Consider the following 20348-nt stretch of genomic DNA (forward strand, 5'->3'; position numbering starts at 1 on the left):
CTTGTCTGATCTTCCTTTCTCAAACAATCAGAGCGCTGGGCTGCCCCAGTAATACACGCTGCCGTCATCGCTGCCAGCGAAGACGGCGGTGCCCTCGGCGTTGATGGACATGGGCCAGTTCATTAGCGAGGTGGCGTATTTCCAGTACAACTCGCCGGTTTGCGCGTTAAACAGATAGAAGTTGCCGGGCGTTTCTTCCTGCGGCGAAGAGTTGCTGTCGCTGAAGATGGGCTCGCCGTCGGCGGAGGTCACATACTGCGCGTTGGCGTCCATATTCATGCCTGGGTTGGGGCAATACTCCAGCTGATTGATCCACAGGCGTTGCGGGTAATATTCCCCGGAATCGCCGGCGTTCTTCAACATGTAGGCGAAACCGAAGCCGGGGCTGTCAGAGGCGGCTTTGGTCGCGCCGGAGCCGTCGTAATTGCCGCCGGCGCCGACATAGACTTGTCCGCTGACATTGGCGATGGCCAGGGCGTAAGTCAGTCCCAGAGACTGGTCGGAAGGCGTGTAGGACCAGAGGGGCGTGAGGCCGCTGACAGGGCTGTCCGGGGTGGCGAACAGATAAACGTAGCCGTTCTTGGTGGAAGCGGCGAAGTAGCCTCCGTCAGCGCTGATGACGACCCGCAGAACGCCGGTGGCGGTATGGAAGCGGCCGTATTCCACCAGGGTTCCGCTTTGATTGGCGTAGAGGATAACCAGTCCGGTGGAGCTGACCTCCGCACGTTTCGCCGGCTTGCGTCCGCGGGCGAATTCGACGCTCTCCGAATAGCTGTCCAGCTCACCGCCCACCACCACAATTTCGCCGGTGTTGCAGATGCCGCAACTGCGTAAATAGGATTCGCTGACGTTGGTTTGGGAGTCGCTATAGCTTTGTCCGTTGAGGGTCAGCAGCAAGGCGTTGGCGCCTTCCACGGCGATAATGGTGGAGCCGTCGTAACTGCTTTCTACTTCATTGATGCGGCTGTCTGCGCTGAATTCCTGACGGCTGGAGACGCCGACGCCGACATTGTAAGTGCGCAGAAAGCCGTTGCCGCTGCCGTATTGTCCGCCGGCGGCCGCATAAGCGCCGTTGCCGGAGACCGTGACCCAGAACACGCCTTGGGTGACGTTGTCGCCCAGTGGATCGCTCCACTGCAGTGACGGCGCGGAGCCGTCGGTGGCGTAGCTGTAAATGGCGAAGTCGCTACTCTCTCCATATTCGGAGGAAGTGCCGGTGATAAGTTGCGCGCCGTTGGCGGAAATGGCGGTGGTGTTGATTTGCAGTCCGGATGTAGGGGTTAGCGTCCAATTGGGCGCGAACTGGTCTTGCAGCATACTGAGTCCTTGTTATTGGGTCATTGCCCTGCGGAGACGGGCGAAGCCTGGTTAATGGTGAATCCATGCCGAAAGTTTAGCCGACCGAGAAGTTTTGGCAATGACCCCAACGACCGATTGGCGGCCATGGCGGCTTTATTCAGTGATCGTTTTTGCCGCGAATTTTCTCCAGCTCTTCAACGCTTTTGGGCCAGTCTTTTTTCAGCAGACGGGACAACGCCCGGTCCGCCAGTAAGCGTCCTTCCGTCTGGCAATTGGGACAATAGTTGGTTTCATTGGTCACATAGCGAATGCGTTGTACGGCTCCGCCACAGACCGGACAGGGTAGGTTGTAACGACCATGCACCGCCATGTCTTCGCGAAAGGCGGTGACTTTTTCTGGAAAGGCGTCGCCATACTGGTCGCGCAAGCGTTGCGTCCAGGTGGTCAAACAAGTGCGGCACGCCTGATGCAGCCGCTCTATTTCTTCTGGACTCAGCTTTTGAGTTTGCGCAATGGGAGACAGTCGGGCCGCATGCAGAATTTCGTCGGAATAAGCGTTGCCGACGCCGCTGAAAATATGTGGATCAGTCAGCGCTCTTTTTAATGTGTGGTTATTGCGGGTCAACGCCTGTTGGAACGCGGCAAGGTCAGACTCCAATATCTCCAGACCGCCCGGATTGATCTGCGCCAAGCCTGCTTCCTCTCTGACAAGATGTAATGACGCGCGCTTCTTGGTTCCCGCTTCCGTCAAAAACAAAACGCCATTGGAGAACTGCAAGCTGATCAACGCATTTTTCCCCGGCGCTTTCTTACCCGCCTCGCGCCAATGCAACCGCCCCGCGATCATCAGGTGAAACACCATCCAGACGTCATTATTAAAGCCCATGGCGATACGCTTACCAATCCGCCGCAACTGCGTCACCTTCCCGCCAACCACCGCCTCCAAAGACGGCTCCGCCGTCCGCAACAGAAAATAACTATGCAACTCCACCGACTCCAACACCTGGCCAAGAATACGCCGCTCCAACGCATCGATATAGACAGTAATGTCAGGATATTCAGGCATCACGCATCCTCCTGTTTGTTAGAGGGATTATATGTGTAAAGCATATGAGTTGTGGAAAAGCTGGCTGTTTATTGGGGGATGTTGGAATAGCCAATCATGGACTGGTTGGTGTGGACGCCTGTCCAAGTTATTGAAAATTAATTGATTGAGGTAAGGCGGTGAGACAATTAGTCGATGAAGTCGCGTAATTGCTGGAACGGTGGGTGAGTTGGTCTAAATTTATACAGGGGATGTGGCGTATTTATCGTTGATGCGGTTTGTTTGGTTGGCGGGAATTTCGGTGCGATCGCTCGTGATTACAGAGCAGGAGGCTGCCAAGGTGGGTTTTGCCGTGCCCAAACTGCGGACCCGAGATGAGGGAAGTCCTGCGACTTTATTATATGGCAAGAGAGAATCTTTCTTATGTTGTCCGTAAATACTCGAGGCTGGATCGTCGCGAAGTGAATATATTGGTTAAATCTGGAATAGCCTGGATGGATGCGATACTTAATTAAAAAGTGTAATTATGGAGCGCATTTTACATGCTTAATTAATATGTTGGTGATTTAAGTGAAGTTTAGAGAGCTTTCTAATTGGAAAGACCCGGAAGGGAATAAGGGGCTTGTATACTTTTCTCAGCTTCTTGAGGAGTTACTTTTCGATTACTCACTTGATACTTATAAACCATCGGCAATGAATAGTAGCTTGCTATGTGAAGAAGCTCTTCAAGCTATTAAAGAGATCGGAGAAGGAAATATTAGAAAGCCGAATATAGATCATATATTAGAGGAGTTAAGCGAAAATTTATCTAAAGACGTCGTGTCTAATAGTCTATTGACGCTGGATTTGGGAGGATTAAAGGGGAAGATAAAAAATAAAGAGAATGATTTGCAGGAAAGAAAAGTAGTTGTTGAGTTGATATTTAATCAGATTATTTTGCCAAAATATAAGGTTTCCAACGAGAGGATTTTGATTGGTGAAATTAAGAAAGGGAGTGATTTCTCTGGTATTAGGTCTTTGACGCGAAGTTATGTGACGTGCTTGGTTAACCTTGGCTATAGTTCTAAATTTATTTTTAGCTCATTGATCAACTGTTTTTATAATAAAGAGATTGAAATTGACGGTTCGTCAGTTGACGGATTTTTTAAATTGTTCCCCCTTCATAATAAAAAATATATTGTTGTCTATAAAGGTGAAACTGTTTTCAAGAGAATAAGTGCTGCCTGCGGTAAATTGGGAATAAAAATCATTGATCGGCCTTCTCTTTTGCCTCCTGGTATTTCTAATGATAAGTTTTATCTTAAAAAAGATCAGAATTATATGCTAATTGAGCTTGAGGCTAAGGACCAATATTCTGCTCACGTGGCTGCTGATAGGAGGGTTGAATTTGTAAGAACCCTTTATACACTTTTTCATCACAAATCTCATCCTGAGTTTGAAGCGTCATGCATTATATATGACGTTGCCAATGATGAAATGGTTGATTCTGTTTTTGTTCAAGATCCAATGTGTAAGTGCATGGATCTGATGCCAGGAGTTGCGTCAAAAAAATTGAACAACTTTGTTTCTAAGTTCTATATGCAAAAAGACTCATTTATAAAGTTCAATAGATGTGCAGAGCTTCATTCAATGGCAATAAAAAGCGATTCAAAAGAGGAAAAGCTCATCAATTTGTGGATCGCTTTAGAGTCTCTGATTCCTACTAAAAATCCAGCGGATGAAGTGTCAAATATTGAGCATATTATTAATTCTGTAATTCCTTTTTTAAATCTAAGATATCTTTCTAGATTGCTTTCTGAGCTTCAAAAAAGTATGTGGAGATTCAAGGAAGAGTTTTATGAAGAGGTGGTTTCAGATGTAAATGGTGACTCGCTTGTTGAAAAGTTAGCTAAGGTAATGTCTTTGCCGGAGTATGACAGGAAAAAAATAATGATAGATAATTCGTTTGAATTTTTCTACCTCTTACGAGAAAGGTATAAATATTTTTGTCATGTTTTATCTGATCCAAAGGAGACGAGTAAGGCCCTTGAAAATCATAAGAAAAGAGTCGGCTGGCAATTAAGAAGAATATACAGGTCAAGAAATCTTATTGTTCATAAAGGATTAGCTCCAGCTTATACAGATATTCTTGTGGAAAATACTCATGATTACCTTGATATAATTATGAAGTCTATAATAGATATGAAGTTAAATAGAGGAGCGGTTCATTCTGTTGAGCAAAGCTTCAAACTGGCGGAAATGGAGTACTCATTTTTCTCTGGATTTTTGGCTGGAAAAAAAACAGTCGTGAATGATGAATTTATTAAAATGATAATTTGTTGTGGCGTGAGGCAGCTTTAAGGAGTGTGGCTATGTCTAGTATTGACGGTAAGAAAAATTTGGCCAGTACGGCGAAATTGAAGCAAGAGTTAGGCGTTTATGAAAGTGCCGTAAAAAATGCTTCTGACTCAATTTATGGGATATTAATTTCTCATTTGTATGTTGAGCATTTGTTGGATAGATGCATATCCTGTAAATTGGTTTCTATTAAAGAAATAACTGGAAAAAATGGCTACTCTTTTTCAGATAAATTGAAGTTAATTGATGCGTTCGGAGAGTTTGAAGGACAGCTTATAGATTCCTTGAAAAAACTGAATTCAATTAGGAATAACTGTGCGCATAAATTTGGTCACACGATTTCTGAAAAGGACGTTGAAGGTTTGGGGAAGACATTAGGTAAAGATTATAGAAAAATATTAAAAAAATATCCCTGCGCAGAAGTGTTTGGTATAGCTCCAATTACATGGAGCATATGTGCTAGAGTTTTGTCTTATGTCGCAATAGCAGAAGGCTGGAAATAATATATTTTCCACCTCTTTGAAGCTGTTTTGAAAGTTAGTGGGTTCGCGTACGTTGAGTATGCCCTCCCATCTAGTAGTATCAGAGGGAGAAAGCCTTCCTCGTCTGGGCTGTTGTATCCCCCGTCCAGCAAACCAAACAACACCAGCTGTTTCGTTGCTTAGTTTATCCAATCTCTCCATAAGCTCTATACATCTGCACCCTTCGCCACTCTCAATTATTGAGGGCCTGTCGCATTATATATGGCTGTTTTGTATAATTTTTGGCCCGCACTGGAGGTTTCCGATATGGACCTAGGCACATTTAATAAGACGTTGTCCTGGTTGGACGAGGCAGTGGTTGTTCGCTTTGATTGCGAAGCATATGACTTGGCTTTAGAAGTCAATTCTAGTTCTGGCGGCCCTGGAGAGAATGTTTCCGCTCACATTATGTTTAGTGGGGTATGCTACCTGTCCATTCCAATGGTGATGCGCGCCTTGAACTGCCTCCAGCTAAAGCTATGTAACTTCGAACAAGCAACAAAGCTGCTCCCTGTCGACGATCTTGATGATGGATATGAGCTGGAAATAAAAGAGGGGATCATGAAAGTCCTCCAGTTTTATGATGGCGATAGAGAACTTCGACACTATGTGGCCTGCTATCAGTATGAGCTACAGCAATCCCCAGAGTCGTGGAGCTATGATTGGCTATAATCGACTGATATACCGATGAGCCCTAATCTGAATGCAAGCTTGAAACTATGCTAAAACCGCTACTTACAGCCAATATCGCTTTTGTCGTTTCTTATAATGTAGCCTTTGGGGCGGTGAATATGGGCAGCGCTTCAGTGGCTATGGCCTACGGTCCTGCGGCGGTAATTCTTTTTTTCGTTTCTCTTTATGATCTTTACTCTACCCACAAATCTGGTAAGGCATACTTTTTTTCTAGCATCTACGAGAAAAAGAAAAGACCATACCTTTATTGTTTTTTATTTCTATTAATATGCCTGCATCTTTTTTTCTCTATATTGACGATGGTGCTTATTACTAGATAACCTCTGGAATATCAGACGATTGAGTAATATAAGCAGGAGAAACCTTCCTATGATTCATTCTTCTGTGCCGATTTATTCCCGGAGGGCCATTCTTGATAATCACTGCTTTCTCATTACCATGGTTTGGCAGGGGCGCATGAGTTTCTTGAAAGGGAAACTACGAGGCTATGAGAATATGCATGTGAAGCGGAAAAGTGCAGGCTGATGTATTGATGGAGAATCTCATGTTTGAAGATACTCAGTGGACTGTAGGCGATACCCCGAAAGAGAAGGGAGTGTATATCATTGCGGTTGAAACATACGGAATGGCTACAATATCCGCATCATACTGGAATCCGATTGAGGGATGGGCCAGCATATCTCCAGATGACAAAATCAAAGGGTTTATTCCTTTGGATGAAGTAGCGAAAAAGCTTCCATACTTTTGGAAATCGGATGACGAACCGCCTTTGACGGAAGAGCAAATCAAAAGAGCCAAGGCACGCGGTTTCCGGATTGATTAACTGGCTCTTCGGTTGGAGAAAAGTCACGAAGCATTACTCCTGCCTTTAAGTAATGGTGGCAATCTCGCCAGATCCTCTGCAGTAACACCCAGGTAAGCTCTATAAAATCGCGGGTATCGTCAGAAGGAAAAGGCGGGTTTCCTGTTGCTGGATTGGAGTAGCACGGTTCAATTTACCGATTTGATATGGCAGGTGGGACGAGTCTGCTTCAATGAGTCGTAAAGACAGGTGGCGGCTTGAGCTGCAGCGCCGGCAACAACAGGTATGAGGTGGAAAAGTAGGTTCAGCATCCGTGCGTCTTGTCATCCATGTAATGGGAAAATTGGTATGGCCAGATTGTTATTAATCGAAAGAGCTTGAGCTATTCCAATCGCTTGCCTTGAAGAATCGGCATCCTTTGGGCGAAATGGAAAGAATGGTGTCTTTAACTTTCTGGTGAACAAGGAAGATAGCCGCCTTTTCATCTAACTCGAAAACCAGTCGTTTATCTTCCTCGATATCCTTGAGGACGCTCTCATCCAAGACCATCTGGTCGATTGAAAAAATTCGTGTGCCAGCTTTGTTGGTCCGGATAACTGATTTGGTCTTATCAAGGCATGCAATCCTGTTCCAGATATGTACTAAGCAGTATTTCTTAACTGGCTCGTCAAAGTCTTTTGGGTTGCGCACTAGGGCCGGTACAAGCTCCACCCCGTAGATGTTTAATCCTGCTAGAATCTCTGCAAGAGGTTCTGACACCACTGGACTGGGTAGGGCGTGATAGTCGACCCATTTGAAACTAGCGGAAATGGGCTCACCCAAAGCTAGATGGACGGGAGCCGGGGAGTTAACCGCCTTTCCACCTCCATAGGGGCCGCTTTCCTGGTCCCAGGAAAACAAAGGGTAGTCGTCGTTGTTTTCCCGTTCGATGACATAATATTCGTCTTGTAGCATCTCTTACGTTCCTATTTCTGGCTGCTGCAACACTCTCAGCAATGGAGTGGCGCCGTCAAATCAGGGCAGAAAAGCTTCTCACAGCTCGCATAGGAATTGTTGCTATCAAATCGCGTGAAAAGTCATCTGTTGAGTATATGGGCAACGCCATACGCCACGCCTGACACTTCAATCTCAGGCGCATCTAGGGACATGTGGCGCGATCAAGCTAGGGGGCAATCCCATGAGGGTTAAAAAGCACTTAAAGAAGAAGGTTTGTGTGATCTAATACATCGGAAGTATGAGTAATAACATGGCCTTATTTTAAGTGCTGTGGCTGAGCTTAATCGATTACGGCCTACAACTCTTCATAGATGTAGTGATTGTTGGTGTCTTCCGAATAATCCAGCTTAAAACCATTTTTGATGTAAAAATTATTGGCAGGGCTCTTTTCTATCGTGGCTAGTCGCACAGGAAGCATCTTATCTTTAGCTTCTCGAATGATGTTGTTCAGGATATTTGTCCCAATGCCCATCGACTGGTATTTAGGATCAATATATAAGTGAACTAGCCAAATGTGGTCGGGCATGTTTTTAGTGCTGTATAAGCCAACAATTTCACTTTTTACTAGTATTTTTGTAAAGCAAAAATCATCATAATGTTCCAGAAACTGTTGATTTAAATTTTCTGGATTGAAACGGTTTATAGTTGTTAAGCTTTCTTTGAGTGACCTCACATAGAGAGCGGCTAGTTTTTCTTTATCATGAGGCGTTGCGCTCTCTTCTGAATAATCCATCCGATACCTGTCTTAGTTACTTAATTGATCTGTTATATTTTATAGTTGCCGATCTTATCATAAAATGGCTGTTCGACCTCTGAAGATTATACTGCCAAGCGCAGGCGCTTTACTTTTTTAACGTCGATAACGTCATCCTTTGGAATCCTCATCATATAGTATTTATGTGATGGCGAAAATTTCATCAACAAGGTATGCATAATGGCGAAAAATCTATTATTCCTGGTGGGCTGTCTAGTAGCGGCGGCTCTGGCCTGGGAGATCTTTCAGGTATTAGGGCAATACACTTTTGTTGCGATGCTTGTGATAACAATCGTCGGTTTGCTTGCAAAGGCTGGAAAGCCTAAATTTGGTAAAAAAAGCGACAAATAAACGGTTGGGCTTGATAGAGTAAAGTCATAAAGCATTTCCAACGGTAGTCATTCCGCTAGATCCTCTCCTGTAATCCCCTGACAAGCATTCCCGACTTGATAAAGATGACATTATGTTTCAATTCTTCCTCCGGTTTTCATTTATTGCTGAAATTTAATAAATATAAGTAGATCCCGGTAAATTTTAGCCAATAAGCAGCAGAAATACCGATATTGAAATGGGGAGATTTCTTCTATCTTTCGCTTTTTATTGTCGCCCTATTTTAAAAACATGGAGATTTTAATTGGTGCTTCGACGCGTTGTATTTATTTCACTCATTCTATTTTCCTGTTTCATCAAAGCTGAAACGGCGAATTTCTGGGACTCCCCACAGCATGGCGCAAACAGCTTTAACCGGCTTCCACCGACTCAGGAATACTTTGACGCTCTCGCCGCCTATGGTGCGACCTGGGTTAGGTTGGCATATGACAAGTGGCCTTCTGAAGGTCGGGATTTTCTGATCGGCGATGCGGATCATTACCAATCCCTGAACAGCGCCGATCTGGCGCAACTGAAGCAGGTGCTGGACCGGGCCCACAAGGCGAATCTGAAGGTGGTCATTGCTCCATTGTCTTTGCCCAATATGCGCTGGTCGCAGAACAATAATGATGTTTTTGATGACCGGATCTGGTCGGACAAAAATAATTGGAACGACGCCAGTCGCTTCTGGAAAGATCTCGCGACAGCCTTGAAAGGGCATCCGGCTATTGCAGCCTTCAACCTCGTCAACGAACCCGCGCCGGAACGTAATAGCGACCTGAAAGAGCATGCCGATTCTGACGCCATGGCGCAGTGGTATAAGAAGAGTCAGGGAAGCTCCCGTGACCTGCGCTTGTTCTATCAATCATTGGTCAAAACGATACGACAGGTTGATCCGAACGTAACGGTGATGCTGGATGCCGGCTGGTACGCTGCTGCGGATGCTTTTTCCTACTGGCCATCCGGGCTTGAAGATTCAAACATTCTTTATTCCTTCCATATGTATGAGCCCTATGACTTTACCAGCTCTCCCAACATTAATAGAGAAGACCGCTATGTGTATCCAGGCGATATTCCATTTGGGGAGAAAACGTCGCATTGGGGCCCGCAGCAATTAGCCGCCTATATTTCTCAGCCCGTAAACTGGGCGAAAAAGTCAGGAATCCCGATAAATCGGATGGTGATGGGAGAGTTTGGCTGCGCCAGAACGATTCCCGGTTGCGGCGAATATCTGAAGGATGTTCTGGAAGCCGCTGACAGCCTTAATCTGCATTGGGCTTTCTATGCGTTTCGGGAGGACAGCTGGGATCAGATGGATTACGAACTCGGAACGAAGAAGGTGAACTGGAAATACTGGGACGCCATGGAGAAGGGTGAACCCGATCCTATAAAGCGTGAATCCAGCGCGCTCTTTGACATCATTCGCAAGCGTCTATAAAACGCCCTCCGCCTACAAACGCCTGAAGGAATCTGCAAGCTTCAGTTTCCTTCAGGCGCCTCCAGAACTTCGTCGTATTTTTCGAGATGCGGTCATAGAGGTCGTTATTCCGAATCGCTTTCGCCACAAGACCTCTATCCGCTCTAACTTCAGTGAATACCTCGGCCAAACGACCGCACGGCTTTTCGTGAATAAAGCCGTGAACGTCTGGCCTGCCGTACGCTGGAATCAGTAGCCTGGAGAAGGTATCTTTAGCGCCTTGAAATCAAAAGGCGCGTATGCGCGATATATAAACGTTATGTGGCGGGAGTCACCTTGAACTTTCTTAGTATTCTTAAATATTCGTTGATTCTCTTTGTGGCGGGTGTCTCAATGTCCGCGGCTTACACCGTGCTTTGGGGGGAGGATTTGGCAAGCCAGTCTTCGTTGGACTTTTTATTCTATCAATATCTACCGATAAATTTGGTGTGTTTGCTGGTGCTTTCCTACTACGCTAAAGTCCAAGTTCGCTATACGATTTTTCATTTGATAGCGGCAGTTTCGATAAGTGACCTACTTGGCGTTATCATTACTTCCATATTAATGGGGGAGTGGTTTGTTTCTCCATTATGGGTTATCGACTTTCCAGTTACAGTGATAACAATTGGCGTTGCAATGATTATTGGTCGGAGTTTGAGGAAGGAGCCAATAGCCTCGTATAAAGTCAATGCAGAAAACTGATGGGGGGCTTCGGCTCATTAAAGCTTTATATGTAAGGGTGATTTTAAGTGCAGGACCAAGAAGTTATTGAGCTGTTGCGCGAAATACGAGATGAGTTGCGCATCAACAACTCTCAAATAAAATGGCTAATTGATAAAGCTAAAGAAGTTGAGAATGAAGAGAAAAAATATTTGAGCCAAATTGAAGGGCAGAATAATAAGTCTTCTAAAGGAGATGTTTTCTGGGTTTCGGTAGCGGTTGTTGTGATGGTGTTGATGTTTGTTTGTCGCGATTTTTTTAAATAATACTCAGGTCATATAACAAATAGCTTATCCATTATTTTGGTCAAAAATATGACCTTAATTTGGCGTAGCTAACTCTGCATTGATTAGCAAGGTGTGGGGCGTCGGCCATGGTAGAGAAAACTTGAAGACTCTTAAGTACGGCGCATATTTCGTAGCTGGTGCGCTGATATGGATGATTACGTTTTTGGGCGTGCATTTCTTAGCTAAAGATACTATTCGGTTTCTTGCTTTGCATATTACTCATAGCCAAGCTAAAAACATTGGATGCTGCAAATTCGAGTGGGATATCAAGCTACAGATCGTGGCATACTCTCTGTATGCTACAGTGTTCTTCTTGGTATCTTGGGTTCTGTTAGTAATACAAAAAAAGTTTTCTGACTCAACTTTTGCTAATCGGATATTAATATTTGTTTTTATAATGGTCTTTCCAACCCATACATTCTGGGGCGTCGCTACTGATTGCAGAGGGTTTGGCGGCTGTGCAAACGGTTACTATTTTAATATCGTCGTCCCCGCCATTATGTCAACAAACCCTGTCGCAATTATTGTGAGCGCAATCGTCGCCTACCAAATTGCTAAAATATACATAAGAAGAAGCTCTTAGCTGGCGCACCATCTGATGTTGTCTACTATTGGAGAAGGGGCGATGAGTGGCTTGAATTCTTATTTTTCCCCGGTTGAGGGCGCGCTGTGAGTGAGATAATTGAGCATGGCCAGGTATAACCGTCCGGTCAGGACTGAGCTTTTTGCTGCGCTGGGAGTGCTTTCAAATATCATGATCTATGAAATAGAAAAAACTATTATTTGCACTGTTCCGTGGGCTGATGGATTGGGCGAAACCATTGAATGGTATGTCAAAGTTCGAGGTTATGGAAAATTTCGAGTTTGTTTGAAGAATAAAAATATTAAGGAGCGTGAAAGTCGCATAAAATTCTTGGAAAGCATTTTGGCGGATTTGTTAAAAGATATAGAGAAAGCTAACGAACTTGGTATAGCCTACGCAAGAAGCCATTACCCTAAAATTTATGAGAATTCAAAGCCTTTGGAGGAAAATGATCCTTGTATGTTTGGAATTTGGGTAAATGATGATGGGGTGGCGGAATATAACTTTACAACACTATTTGACGAAGAGTCGATTGATTTTATGGTTATAAGAGATCTTCAAGGTGGTTTTACTATTGATAATCAGCATAGCTAGCAAGCAAAAATACACAGTTCGGTCTTTCGCTGCTACAATGTTAAATTTGTAATTGAGTTAGAGAAAGACTACAGAGCTAGTGGCGATTTCCATGCTGAAAAAACATATAGTATCTGGCGTTGACTATGAGACTAGCCCCATTGTTAGTTTTGCTCTGTCTGGAACAGACGTTGTTATGAGGCTGCCTGAACATGAGGCATCATGTGAGTCTCTACTTCTTGGTGATATGGATATTTATGATGCATCCTTGTACAAAAGGTCAAATCCACTCTATGGCATAATAGTTTTGTCAGACAGTGACTGGAAATGCTTTTATTCTGACAGCCAAGATCCAGCAGGCTTCTTTAGTCTTAACTTGGCTTTATATTACAAGTTTGAATCTGAGGATGAATCTGGCTCTTTATTAGACAAGAATGCGTTTGAGGATTGGCTAATTGAAGTAATATACAAGAGCTACGAGGAACTTGATCGTGATGTGGAAAATAGCTTCCTTCAAAATGGCGGTACACCGAATCAGGACGATTATTGGGTATTTCCGAAAGAAAGAGGCGACTTCCGTACACTTTCCCTGAAGGAAGAGCCTTTGTTAATGGGACGCATTGGCCACCCAAGTACAGGCATTAACTATATTGTAGACACAGCTATTACTGCGCATCACTTTCTGAGTTTTAGGGTTTCTTTTACCGGTTTCAGAGATAACGAAATTCCATCAGCTTCTGAATGGGAGTCGAATAAGGAAAAGCTGCTCGAAGAGTTCCTCGAACACGTCAATATCAAATATCCCCCCGAAACTCTCGAAGAGATTACGCGCTACAACAACGCCAAATAGCTCTTCCTAAATCTCTTCCTTCCTAAGCACAAGCTGCCAGTTTATGGCAGGATGTGCTTCATACTTTCAGATTCCCCTCATAGGAACACTAAAATTGTCACGAGCTGAACGTTTGCTTGAACTCATGCAGACTCTGCGTCGCTACCGTTACCCGGTGAGCGGTAAGCAGTTGGCGTCTGAGTTGGACGTCAGTATTCGCACGTTGTATCGCGACATTGCTTCGTTGCAGGCTGAGGGCGCGCATATTGAGAGGGAGCCGGGCGTCCTCTGAGCGCAAGACGGTTCCTGTGTCTGCAGCAGAAAGTAACTATGCAGCTGCCCTGTCTCCACTGGGAATCCTCCGCCTCAGCGTGTAGATACAGACGGTAATGGGGGCGTATCCTTCTGTTTATTAAGGGAGATTATGTGCGCGAGAAATACAGCCTTTAGAAAAAATGCCTTTTCGCGAAGGGATCTTGGGGGAAATGTCGCTTAGGTTTCTGCATTTATTTGCAAATTAAACTGTGTGGCCAATCCTTGTAATCAATAGTATTTTTGATGAAAGAGAGTGGCGTCTATAGAGCTGTATAATTGTAGGGATTCATATGACTTTTCCAAAGATATCCAGAAATGACTTTATTTACTACTCGAAAGATACGAAAGGTGAAGCTGGTCGTGCGGTATATATATATCCATCTTTGATCCCACATTTGTATTCTTTGATATCTCCTGCTTCGCACGAATGGAACTCGGTTTTGGCTTTTATTCGCGGCTTCACCTCTGCTAGTGTTGATGCTGGCTCTTATGACAATATAGAAAATCCTGGAAGGCACTTTAAATTAATTGCTGGTTTTGAAGTGTACTATATTGTTATGCAAAGTCACCCGGATCAAGATGTAAGTCCAGGCATATATGTTACGGATATACGAAAAACTTTGTTGGGAGATGGAAAGAGTTCTGGGCTTTATAAAGTTAAAAAGCGAGGTGGTATGTTAAGTTCTATGCCATATGGAAAAAGCGAAGTATTGGATAAGGGGCTTTTTGTTAACGGCTTAGAAGCGGATATTGCTAGTGCAGCAGATGCTGCTTTAGATAGGTTGAGAAAGTACGGCCAGGCAGTCGACGACTGGGATAATATATCTTTTCCTATGTTCTATATTCCAGCAGAGCATTGTAATGAATTGGGACGCTGGGTTACGCCGGATACAAAGCATGAAAGCGCAGCTGAAGCGGCGCAAAAGCTCGCCAAGGTGTTAAGTGATACACAGGGAGCTCGGAAAAGAGAGAATGCAGTCCCTCTAAGCTGGAGTGTAGAGGGGGAAGGAGCCGAAGTTCTGCGAATGGCTATTGATATTGTTAAGAAAGATTCAGGCACAAAAACTCTAGATAAGCACACCTTCAAGCTCTTTAATCCCGTTGTGCCACGAGCAGGTCTTTCGTCTATGCTGAAAAGTATAAAAGAGCTGTGTGCTGATGTGGAAACTATCGCAGTTGTGTCGAAGAATACAAGCTCGGCAGCTAATATCTCGTTGGATCTTTCTGGTATCTGTGGGGCGCTGAATTCACTGCGCAACAATGAAAAAAGTATTTCTCATTTAAGTGATATGTTCTCGGATCTGTCGGCTGATTTCCAAAAGGCAAAAAAGCTTTTGCCTGGTAGCGACCCTGACGCTAGACCTACTTTTGTTGAGATTATGAATACGATTGCGAGTAAGCCAAAATGGTAAAGTATGAAGACTTATCTTATATAGATTACTCTGCATCCCCTATAACTTTTTTTGAAATGTCAGGGGCGCGGCTAATTTTTAGGTTGCCTGAAGATGGATCTAGCAAAGGGGAGGGTGGCAGTCAAAGTCTGGATGTTGATTCTGACATATACGAGAGAGATTCTGTCACAGGAGCTCAGGTTGCCGTTTTGTCCGATAATAATATCAACTATTTCGACAAGGTAACGTTGACTAGAGTTGGAAGGATGAACGTTAACTTTGCTTTGATCAGGGTCCCTTTAAAAGATAGAGGTCTCACTTCGATATTAAATAAGCCTGAGTTTAGGTGGTGGCAGTCTCAATATTTTTATGAGTCATATGAACCTGAAAATGAAGATATTAGAAAGTCGTTCGACGATGAGGGGCGAGTGATACGTAATGAAGATTTATATATTTATTCATGCATTGAAGATATTGAAGAAGTAGAATTACATGGCGTGACTTTTTTTCGAGGCTTAGAAGGGCATCATGAAACTTGGTTAACCCATTGGTTTAATGCTCCAATAGCTGACGAATTTTATTTGAGTATTAGAATGAGAGTTTTAGGATTTAGGGATGACTACTTTGACTCTAAAGAGTCTCAAAAAAACATGTACGAAAGGTTGATGCAGGATTTTTTGGAGCATGTCAGCCTTAAGCTTACGCCCGAAGCCATTGAAAAAATTCAGCGCTACAACAACGCCAAATAGCTCCTCCTAAATCTCTTCCTTTCTAAGCACATCCTGCCAGTTTATGGCAGGATGTGCTTCATGCTTTCAGATTCCCCTCATAGGAACACCAAAATTGTCACGAGCTGAACGTTTGCTTGAACTCATGCAGACTCTGCGTCGCTACCGTTATCCGGTGAGCGGTAAGCAGCTGGCGTCTGAGTTGGGCGTCAGTATTCGCACGTTGTATCGCGACATTGCTTCGTTGCAGGCTCAGGGGGCGCATATTGAGGGGGAGCCGGGCGTTGGGTATCTGTTGCGTCCTGGCTTTATGTTGCCGCCTTTGATGTTCTCCGATGAAGAAATTGAGGCCCTGGTGCTGGGTTCCAGATGGGTGTCCCGGCGGGGCGATGCGAAGTTGGGGGAAGCCGCCCGTAATGTGATTGCAAAAGTTGCGGCGGTGATCCCCGCCGAGTTGCGCCAGGAGCTGGAGACGTCCACGCTATTGATTGGACCCGCAGCGACGCAACCTGAGGACGACAGCATACTGGAAAGAGTGCGGGCGGCGATTCGGGCTGAGCGCAAACTATGCATTGCATACGGCGACAGCGAGGGTAACCCATCCACTCGGATCATCTGGCCATTCGCGGTTGGCTTTTTTGACACCATCAGAGTCGTGGTTGCATGGTGCGAACTGCGCAAAGGGTTCCGCCATTTTCGCACAGACCGTATCGGTGAACTCCACAGTCTGGAGGCTCGCATTCCCCGGCGTCGTCATGACTTGTTGAAGGAATGGCGTGAATACAAAGGCGTGGAGCCGCAATAAAACACTACTGCCAGAAACTGGCAGTATGCCTGCCTAAGATGACCTCCAACGAAGCGACGGAAGCTAAGCAAGCGCTTCAGCTTCGCCCGATAACGGGTTTCAGTGATAGATCGAATTTGGAGAACGATTATGAAAGAACCTAGCTATATCATTTTGTATGTCAGCAATATGCCAGTCAGTACGGCGTTTTACTCAAATGTATTGGGGAAAGCCCCTGTGGAATCCTCCCCAGACTTCTCGCTGTTTGTATTGGAGTCCGGCTGGAAGCTGGGACTGTGGGCAAAACAGGAAGTGAAGCCTGCAGCGGATATGACCGGCGGTGGCGCGGAGATTGGCCTGATGCTGGATAGCAAGGAAACTGTCGACGCAGCGTTGGAAGACTTGAGCGCGATGCAGGCGAAGGTGGTACAGGCGCCCACGCAAATGGACTTCGGCTATACCTTTGTCGTTCAGGACCCGGACGGACACAGAATTCGAGTATTTTGTCCCAGTGAGATTGTGCGCTGAAGTCAGCGGTTGGAGATAAAGGCGGACATCTAAACCGCCTTTATTATGAAGGGTTTACTGCCTCAACAAGACTTGCGGGAAAGTCGGGATATTTGTTGCGATGGAGCTGACCCTGTGTGCGGTGTAAAGCGCTCCGTGAAACTCGATGAAATCAAATACGCCTTTATATTCGCTGCCTGAGTTGCCGCCGGGGCTGCCTATCTGGCCCCAGTCGCGACCGTTCTCCGTGGCCCATAGGCGGCCGCCATCCACCGGATTGTAGGTTCCTGCGACTAGCAGGTCTCCCCAGGGATACAGCCGATACACCTCTTTTTCATCAAGACCCACTCCCATGCCGTCACCGGTGACTTTCTCCCAGACGCGCATATCCGCTGAGCGCCAGACAGCTCCGCCAGTCGTGCTGTTTAATGTGCCAAGCCAAAATGCGCCTTGCCATTCCACCAGAGAATGCAGCGTTTCATCGCTGGCGAAAGTCGTTTCATTCACGCGCGCCCAATTTAATCCGTTATTCGACGCCATTACGCTGACTTCACCTGAGTACGGGAGTCCTGTCGTCAAGTACAGCGTATTCTCGTGAGCCAGTAAGGAAAAAATGCCGGTGACGCCGGGAAAGGAGGCGGCTACGTTCCAGGTGACGCCATCGCAGGAACGATAAAGCCTGGCTTCAGTGTGTTTGTCGCTGCGTCCCGCCAGATAAATACAGCCCTGAAAGGCTTCAAACCAGCGACCGTATTCATCCGCCTCGGATAGTGTCTTCACCCGCGTCCAGTTATGCCGCCCATTCAGCGAGCGATAGATTTTGGGCGTGTCGCTCTGCGTTACCGCATAGAGATATCCGTCGGGGGCGGACCAGACCCGACGGACTTCGTTATCATCTGTGCTGAAAGGCACGTCCACCTGCGCCCAATTCTCACCATCTTCACTGCGCAATAGGCGCGCGGTGGGGCCTCCAGAACCATACACAGCGCGTCCGCCGGCGAAGAGCGCGTCTTTATGGACACTGAAGGAATAATAACTGTTCTGCGTCATCCCCCAGTTTTTGGCGGAGTCCTTGATTCTGATTCCAAAATCCTCCGCCAGACAGAGCGGGGACTCTACGCAGAAGAACAACAGCAATGGGAGGGCAAATACGGCCCGGATTAATGACGTTGGGTATAGGGTGGCTAAGCATCCTGACATTGAGATTCTCCTCCTGAGAATGGATGTTAAATATCAGATACTTCCTTGACGTGTACGGGGCGAAAGTCGCCTCTGGCTCAATTTCCGGGCTTTATTTATGGCGCAACAACGATGCAGAACCAATTCAATAAGCAGTTTGATTAAGCATCGTTGGTCGAAATCCTAACAGACTGGCTCCGGGTGGAGCTATGCATTATCGAAACCTTCCCAAGGATAAGTCGTTATCATGGGCCATCGACGTTTAAAACTATCCACCAGAGTCATATAGTTAGCTGCGCTCATAACGGTTTTGTTGGGGCGTATAACCATGTTCATGGCGTCATTCAGTCCGAAAGGCGCGAATATCTTTAGATCATCAACCTGTTTTCGCACGCCAATCGCGAATGCGGGCAGCCAGGACGAGATACCAGCTTCCGCGCTCTGATAGGGTGGGATGTCGTGTCCAAACTTGCGTGGATACCATTCGTGTACATATGCCTGATTTTTAACATCGATGGGAATGCTATGGCGAGTCAGGCGGTTGAGCGTATTCTCATGCTCTTTTTCCAACGCTGATGCTTCATGCGCGAAATAGACCACATCGAAATCCTTCACTTTACTCAGCGGAGCCTCTCCAAGCATGTTGTTCCAGAGCGCCTGGGCGGCCGCGCCGCCAGCCAGATAATAATCAGGCAGGCCATAATTAGCGCAAGCCTCAATAGTTTCCATGATCTCGGGGACGCTCTGAATCAGAGCTTTAAAACGCGCTTCCAGCGTAAGATCTTTTTCCATATGCTTGCGTTTCCTGACTTGTATTATTGTCCAATGCTGTATTCCTTTTTGGGACGCCTATGGAACCTAAAATCCGGGTTTTCTACAACTCGGCCTGTCCGGTGTGTGATGCTGGCATTAAATTCCAGCAGAAAAAGGGGGTGGTCTGTGGTGTCGAATGGGAAGACGTGCATCTGGACAATGATAAGGTGAAAGATCTCAATGCGGATCTCGAATTTGTCAGAGAGCGGCTGCATGTCATCGACCTTAATGGCGATTTGCGCGTGGGATATGAAGCCTTTATCGCTATCTGGGAGGCTTCGTCGTCGGAGCAATGGAAAGCGAAGGTGTCTAAAGTTCCCGGTCTGCGTTGGCTGTTGAACAAAACTTATAATGTGTTCGCCTGGTGTTTGTACCAGTGGAATCGCGCCCTGAAGCACTGGTGAGTTGCGGTAACCTGAATCGATGTCTTCTATATTTGGCCATGCTCTGATTGGAGCGGCGATTGGCGATAACGCCAAAGCGGAAAGTAAGTCGGAACGGTTGTTTCTGAGCTTTTTCTTTATGGGGTTGGTCGTATGCCCTGATCTGGATTATCTGCTGACATGGTGCTTCGGCATCAATATAGCGCCCCGTTATACCCACTCCATTGGGGCGAGTCTGGCGATCGCCTGCATCGGACTGGGTTTGAAGAAGTATGTGTTCGTCAGACGCTTAAGGAACGCCAACCCGCTTTTGATTTGCGCCGCTTCCATGGCTCATGTGCTCATGGATTACTGTGTCGGTGTGCATAAGAATCCCATATTTTGGCCGCTGACAGAGTCCGTATACGCCTTTGAGTACGGCTTCCTGCCCAGCGCGGGAAAACTCGATTTCCTTAATTTTTACTTTTGGCGAAATCTGCTGATTGAAATGGGAATACTGGTTCCGGTGGCGGCTTTTATTTCCGCCCGAGGACGCAACGCACTAAAGAAAAGAGTTTATATCGCCATCCTGGCGACTGGCGTATTGATGGCGTGTGGCTATATCAGCGTTGGATTATCGCGTTAACGGTGCTTTCCCCATTTGGCTTTTAAATAAGGTAAAGCGTTGCTCGCCACGACATACATCAGGCCAAATAAACCGACGGTTAAAAAGGCGATGAACCCTATCGCCATATCCAACGTGATTTGTTCGCTGCGAGCATAAACTCCCAGGAGTCTCGGCGCGGCTAAGAAGATAAAAATAGCGCTAAGAATACCTGTAGCGTAGGAAAAGTATTCCGATTTGCCTAAACGTTGCAGTATCAATGCGAGCAGTGTGGTGCAGAGAGCGATGGATAGAAGCTGAAAAAACAGGTAGTACCACGATGCCGGGATTGAGGACATAGCGAGCCATTAATCTAATTCTGAAACGTCCCAATCATAGAG

General features: G+C 45.9%; 25 protein-coding genes. 17 read left to right on the top strand and 8 right to left on the bottom strand.

Annotated features, from left to right (window positions below; translation table 11 throughout):
* Nucleotides 1-27: 27 nt before the first annotated feature.
* Nucleotides 28-1317, bottom strand: a complete 1290-nt coding sequence (locus tag ONV78_RS28035) for a hypothetical protein (protein ID WP_279507837.1) — start codon at nucleotides 1315-1317, stop codon at nucleotides 28-30.
* A 139-nt stretch (nucleotides 1318-1456) separates the two neighbouring features.
* Nucleotides 1457-2365 (bottom strand): DNA-formamidopyrimidine glycosylase family protein, encoded by a 909-nt coding sequence (locus ONV78_RS28040; protein WP_279507838.1) that lies wholly within the window; start codon nucleotides 2363-2365, stop codon nucleotides 1457-1459.
* A gap of 549 nt (nucleotides 2366-2914) precedes the next feature.
* Between ONV78_RS28040 and ONV78_RS28045 the strand changes: the two genes are divergently transcribed.
* The 4 genes from ONV78_RS28045 to ONV78_RS28065 all read left to right on the top strand — a co-directional run bounded on the left by ONV78_RS28045 (nucleotide 2915) and on the right by ONV78_RS28065 (nucleotide 6718).
* Nucleotides 2915-4684 carry a hypothetical protein gene (locus tag ONV78_RS28045; RefSeq protein WP_279507839.1) on the top strand — a complete coding sequence of 590 codons (1770 nt, stop codon included), beginning with the start codon at nucleotides 2915-2917 and terminating at the stop codon, nucleotides 4682-4684.
* 11 nt (nucleotides 4685-4695) lie between these two features.
* Nucleotides 4696-5184 (top strand): hypothetical protein, encoded by a 489-nt coding sequence (locus tag ONV78_RS28050; RefSeq protein WP_279507894.1) that lies wholly within the window; start codon nucleotides 4696-4698, stop codon nucleotides 5182-5184.
* Nucleotides 5185-5469: 285 nt separating this feature from the next.
* A complete protein-coding gene (locus tag ONV78_RS28060) occupies nucleotides 5470-5874 on the top strand; it encodes a hypothetical protein (RefSeq protein ID WP_279507841.1) in 405 nt (134 codons plus the stop codon).
* Between the two features lie 565 nt (nucleotides 5875-6439).
* Entirely contained in the window at nucleotides 6440-6718 is a 279-nt protein-coding gene (locus ONV78_RS28065; RefSeq protein WP_279507842.1) for a hypothetical protein, read from the top strand.
* On the opposite strand, the gene ONV78_RS31945 is transcribed toward ONV78_RS28065, so the two are convergent.
* From ONV78_RS31945 to ONV78_RS28075, 3 genes are all read right to left on the bottom strand, one after another.
* Nucleotides 6681-6890, bottom strand: coding sequence for a hypothetical protein (locus ONV78_RS31945; protein WP_347815436.1), 210 nt, complete (start codon nucleotides 6888-6890; stop codon nucleotides 6681-6683). The two genes, ONV78_RS28065 and ONV78_RS31945, sit on opposite strands and share 38 nt — an antisense overlap.
* A 170-nt stretch (nucleotides 6891-7060) precedes the next feature.
* Nucleotides 7061-7651, bottom strand: a complete 591-nt coding sequence (locus tag ONV78_RS28070; RefSeq protein ID WP_279507843.1) for a DUF1629 domain-containing protein — start codon at nucleotides 7649-7651, stop codon at nucleotides 7061-7063.
* 337 nt (nucleotides 7652-7988) lie between these two features.
* Complete coding sequence (locus tag ONV78_RS28075; RefSeq protein WP_279507844.1) at nucleotides 7989-8426, bottom strand: GNAT family N-acetyltransferase; 438 nt, start codon at nucleotides 8424-8426, stop codon at nucleotides 7989-7991.
* Nucleotides 8427-8627: 201 nt separating this feature from the next.
* Between ONV78_RS28075 and ONV78_RS28080 the strand changes: the two genes are divergently transcribed.
* From ONV78_RS28080 to ONV78_RS28130, 11 genes are all read left to right on the top strand, one after another.
* Nucleotides 8628-8798: a hypothetical protein gene (locus ONV78_RS28080; protein WP_279507845.1), complete on the top strand. Its 171-nt coding sequence runs from the start codon at nucleotides 8628-8630 to the stop codon at nucleotides 8796-8798.
* 286 nt (nucleotides 8799-9084) lie between these two features.
* Nucleotides 9085-10254, top strand: a complete 1170-nt coding sequence (locus ONV78_RS28085; protein WP_279507846.1) for a cellulase family glycosylhydrolase — start codon at nucleotides 9085-9087, stop codon at nucleotides 10252-10254.
* Between the two features lie 315 nt (nucleotides 10255-10569).
* On the top strand, nucleotides 10570-10974 hold the full coding sequence (locus tag ONV78_RS28090; RefSeq protein WP_279507847.1) for a hypothetical protein: 405 nt from the start codon (nucleotides 10570-10572) through the stop codon (nucleotides 10972-10974).
* 47 nt (nucleotides 10975-11021) lie between these two features.
* Nucleotides 11022-11258: a hypothetical protein gene (locus tag ONV78_RS28095; protein ID WP_279507848.1), complete on the top strand. Its 237-nt coding sequence runs from the start codon at nucleotides 11022-11024 to the stop codon at nucleotides 11256-11258.
* Nucleotides 11259-11967: 709 nt separating this feature from the next.
* Nucleotides 11968-12456 carry a hypothetical protein gene (locus ONV78_RS28100; protein WP_279507849.1) on the top strand — a complete coding sequence of 163 codons (489 nt, stop codon included), beginning with the start codon at nucleotides 11968-11970 and terminating at the stop codon, nucleotides 12454-12456.
* 91 nt (nucleotides 12457-12547) lie between these two features.
* Nucleotides 12548-13285 (top strand): hypothetical protein, encoded by a 738-nt coding sequence (locus ONV78_RS28105; protein ID WP_279507850.1) that lies wholly within the window; start codon nucleotides 12548-12550, stop codon nucleotides 13283-13285.
* A gap of 94 nt (nucleotides 13286-13379) precedes the next feature.
* Nucleotides 13380-13556, top strand: a complete 177-nt coding sequence (locus ONV78_RS28110; RefSeq protein ID WP_279507851.1) for an HTH domain-containing protein — start codon at nucleotides 13380-13382, stop codon at nucleotides 13554-13556.
* Between the two features lie 313 nt (nucleotides 13557-13869).
* Nucleotides 13870-14991, top strand: coding sequence for a hypothetical protein (locus ONV78_RS28115; RefSeq protein WP_279507852.1), 1122 nt, complete (start codon nucleotides 13870-13872; stop codon nucleotides 14989-14991).
* On the top strand, nucleotides 14985-15719 hold the full coding sequence (locus ONV78_RS28120; protein ID WP_279507853.1) for a hypothetical protein: 735 nt from the start codon (nucleotides 14985-14987) through the stop codon (nucleotides 15717-15719). The genes ONV78_RS28115 and ONV78_RS28120 overlap by 7 nt, the downstream gene beginning before the upstream one ends.
* A 94-nt stretch (nucleotides 15720-15813) precedes the next feature.
* Complete coding sequence (locus ONV78_RS28125) at nucleotides 15814-16503, top strand: YafY family protein (RefSeq protein WP_279507854.1); 690 nt, start codon at nucleotides 15814-15816, stop codon at nucleotides 16501-16503.
* A gap of 129 nt (nucleotides 16504-16632) precedes the next feature.
* A complete protein-coding gene (locus ONV78_RS28130; protein ID WP_279507855.1) occupies nucleotides 16633-17010 on the top strand; it encodes a VOC family protein in 378 nt (125 codons plus the stop codon).
* A 54-nt stretch (nucleotides 17011-17064) separates the two neighbouring features.
* On the opposite strand, the gene ONV78_RS28135 is transcribed toward ONV78_RS28130, so the two are convergent.
* Together ONV78_RS28135 and ONV78_RS28140 are read right to left on the bottom strand one after the other, a co-directional pair.
* On the bottom strand, nucleotides 17065-18189 hold the full coding sequence (locus tag ONV78_RS28135; RefSeq protein WP_279507856.1) for a hypothetical protein: 1125 nt from the start codon (nucleotides 18187-18189) through the stop codon (nucleotides 17065-17067).
* 186 nt (nucleotides 18190-18375) lie between these two features.
* Complete coding sequence (locus ONV78_RS28140) at nucleotides 18376-18960, bottom strand: nucleotidyltransferase family protein (protein ID WP_279507857.1); 585 nt, start codon at nucleotides 18958-18960, stop codon at nucleotides 18376-18378.
* A gap of 59 nt (nucleotides 18961-19019) precedes the next feature.
* Here ONV78_RS28140 and ONV78_RS28145 point away from each other — a divergent pair, with 59 nt between their 5' ends.
* Both ONV78_RS28145 and ONV78_RS28150 read left to right on the top strand, forming a co-directional pair.
* Nucleotides 19020-19385, top strand: a complete 366-nt coding sequence (locus ONV78_RS28145; protein ID WP_279507858.1) for a DUF393 domain-containing protein — start codon at nucleotides 19020-19022, stop codon at nucleotides 19383-19385.
* A 19-nt stretch (nucleotides 19386-19404) separates the two neighbouring features.
* On the top strand, nucleotides 19405-19989 hold the full coding sequence (locus ONV78_RS28150; protein WP_279507859.1) for a metal-dependent hydrolase: 585 nt from the start codon (nucleotides 19405-19407) through the stop codon (nucleotides 19987-19989).
* On the opposite strand, the gene ONV78_RS28155 is transcribed toward ONV78_RS28150, so the two are convergent.
* Nucleotides 19986-20306, bottom strand: a complete 321-nt coding sequence (locus tag ONV78_RS28155; protein WP_279507860.1) for a hypothetical protein — start codon at nucleotides 20304-20306, stop codon at nucleotides 19986-19988. The genes ONV78_RS28150 and ONV78_RS28155 overlap by 4 nt on opposite strands.
* Nucleotides 20307-20348 lie beyond the last annotated feature (42 nt).

This window comes from Hahella sp. CR1, from assembly GCF_029813005.1.
Classification (GTDB): domain Bacteria; phylum Pseudomonadota; class Gammaproteobacteria; order Pseudomonadales; family Oleiphilaceae; genus Hahella.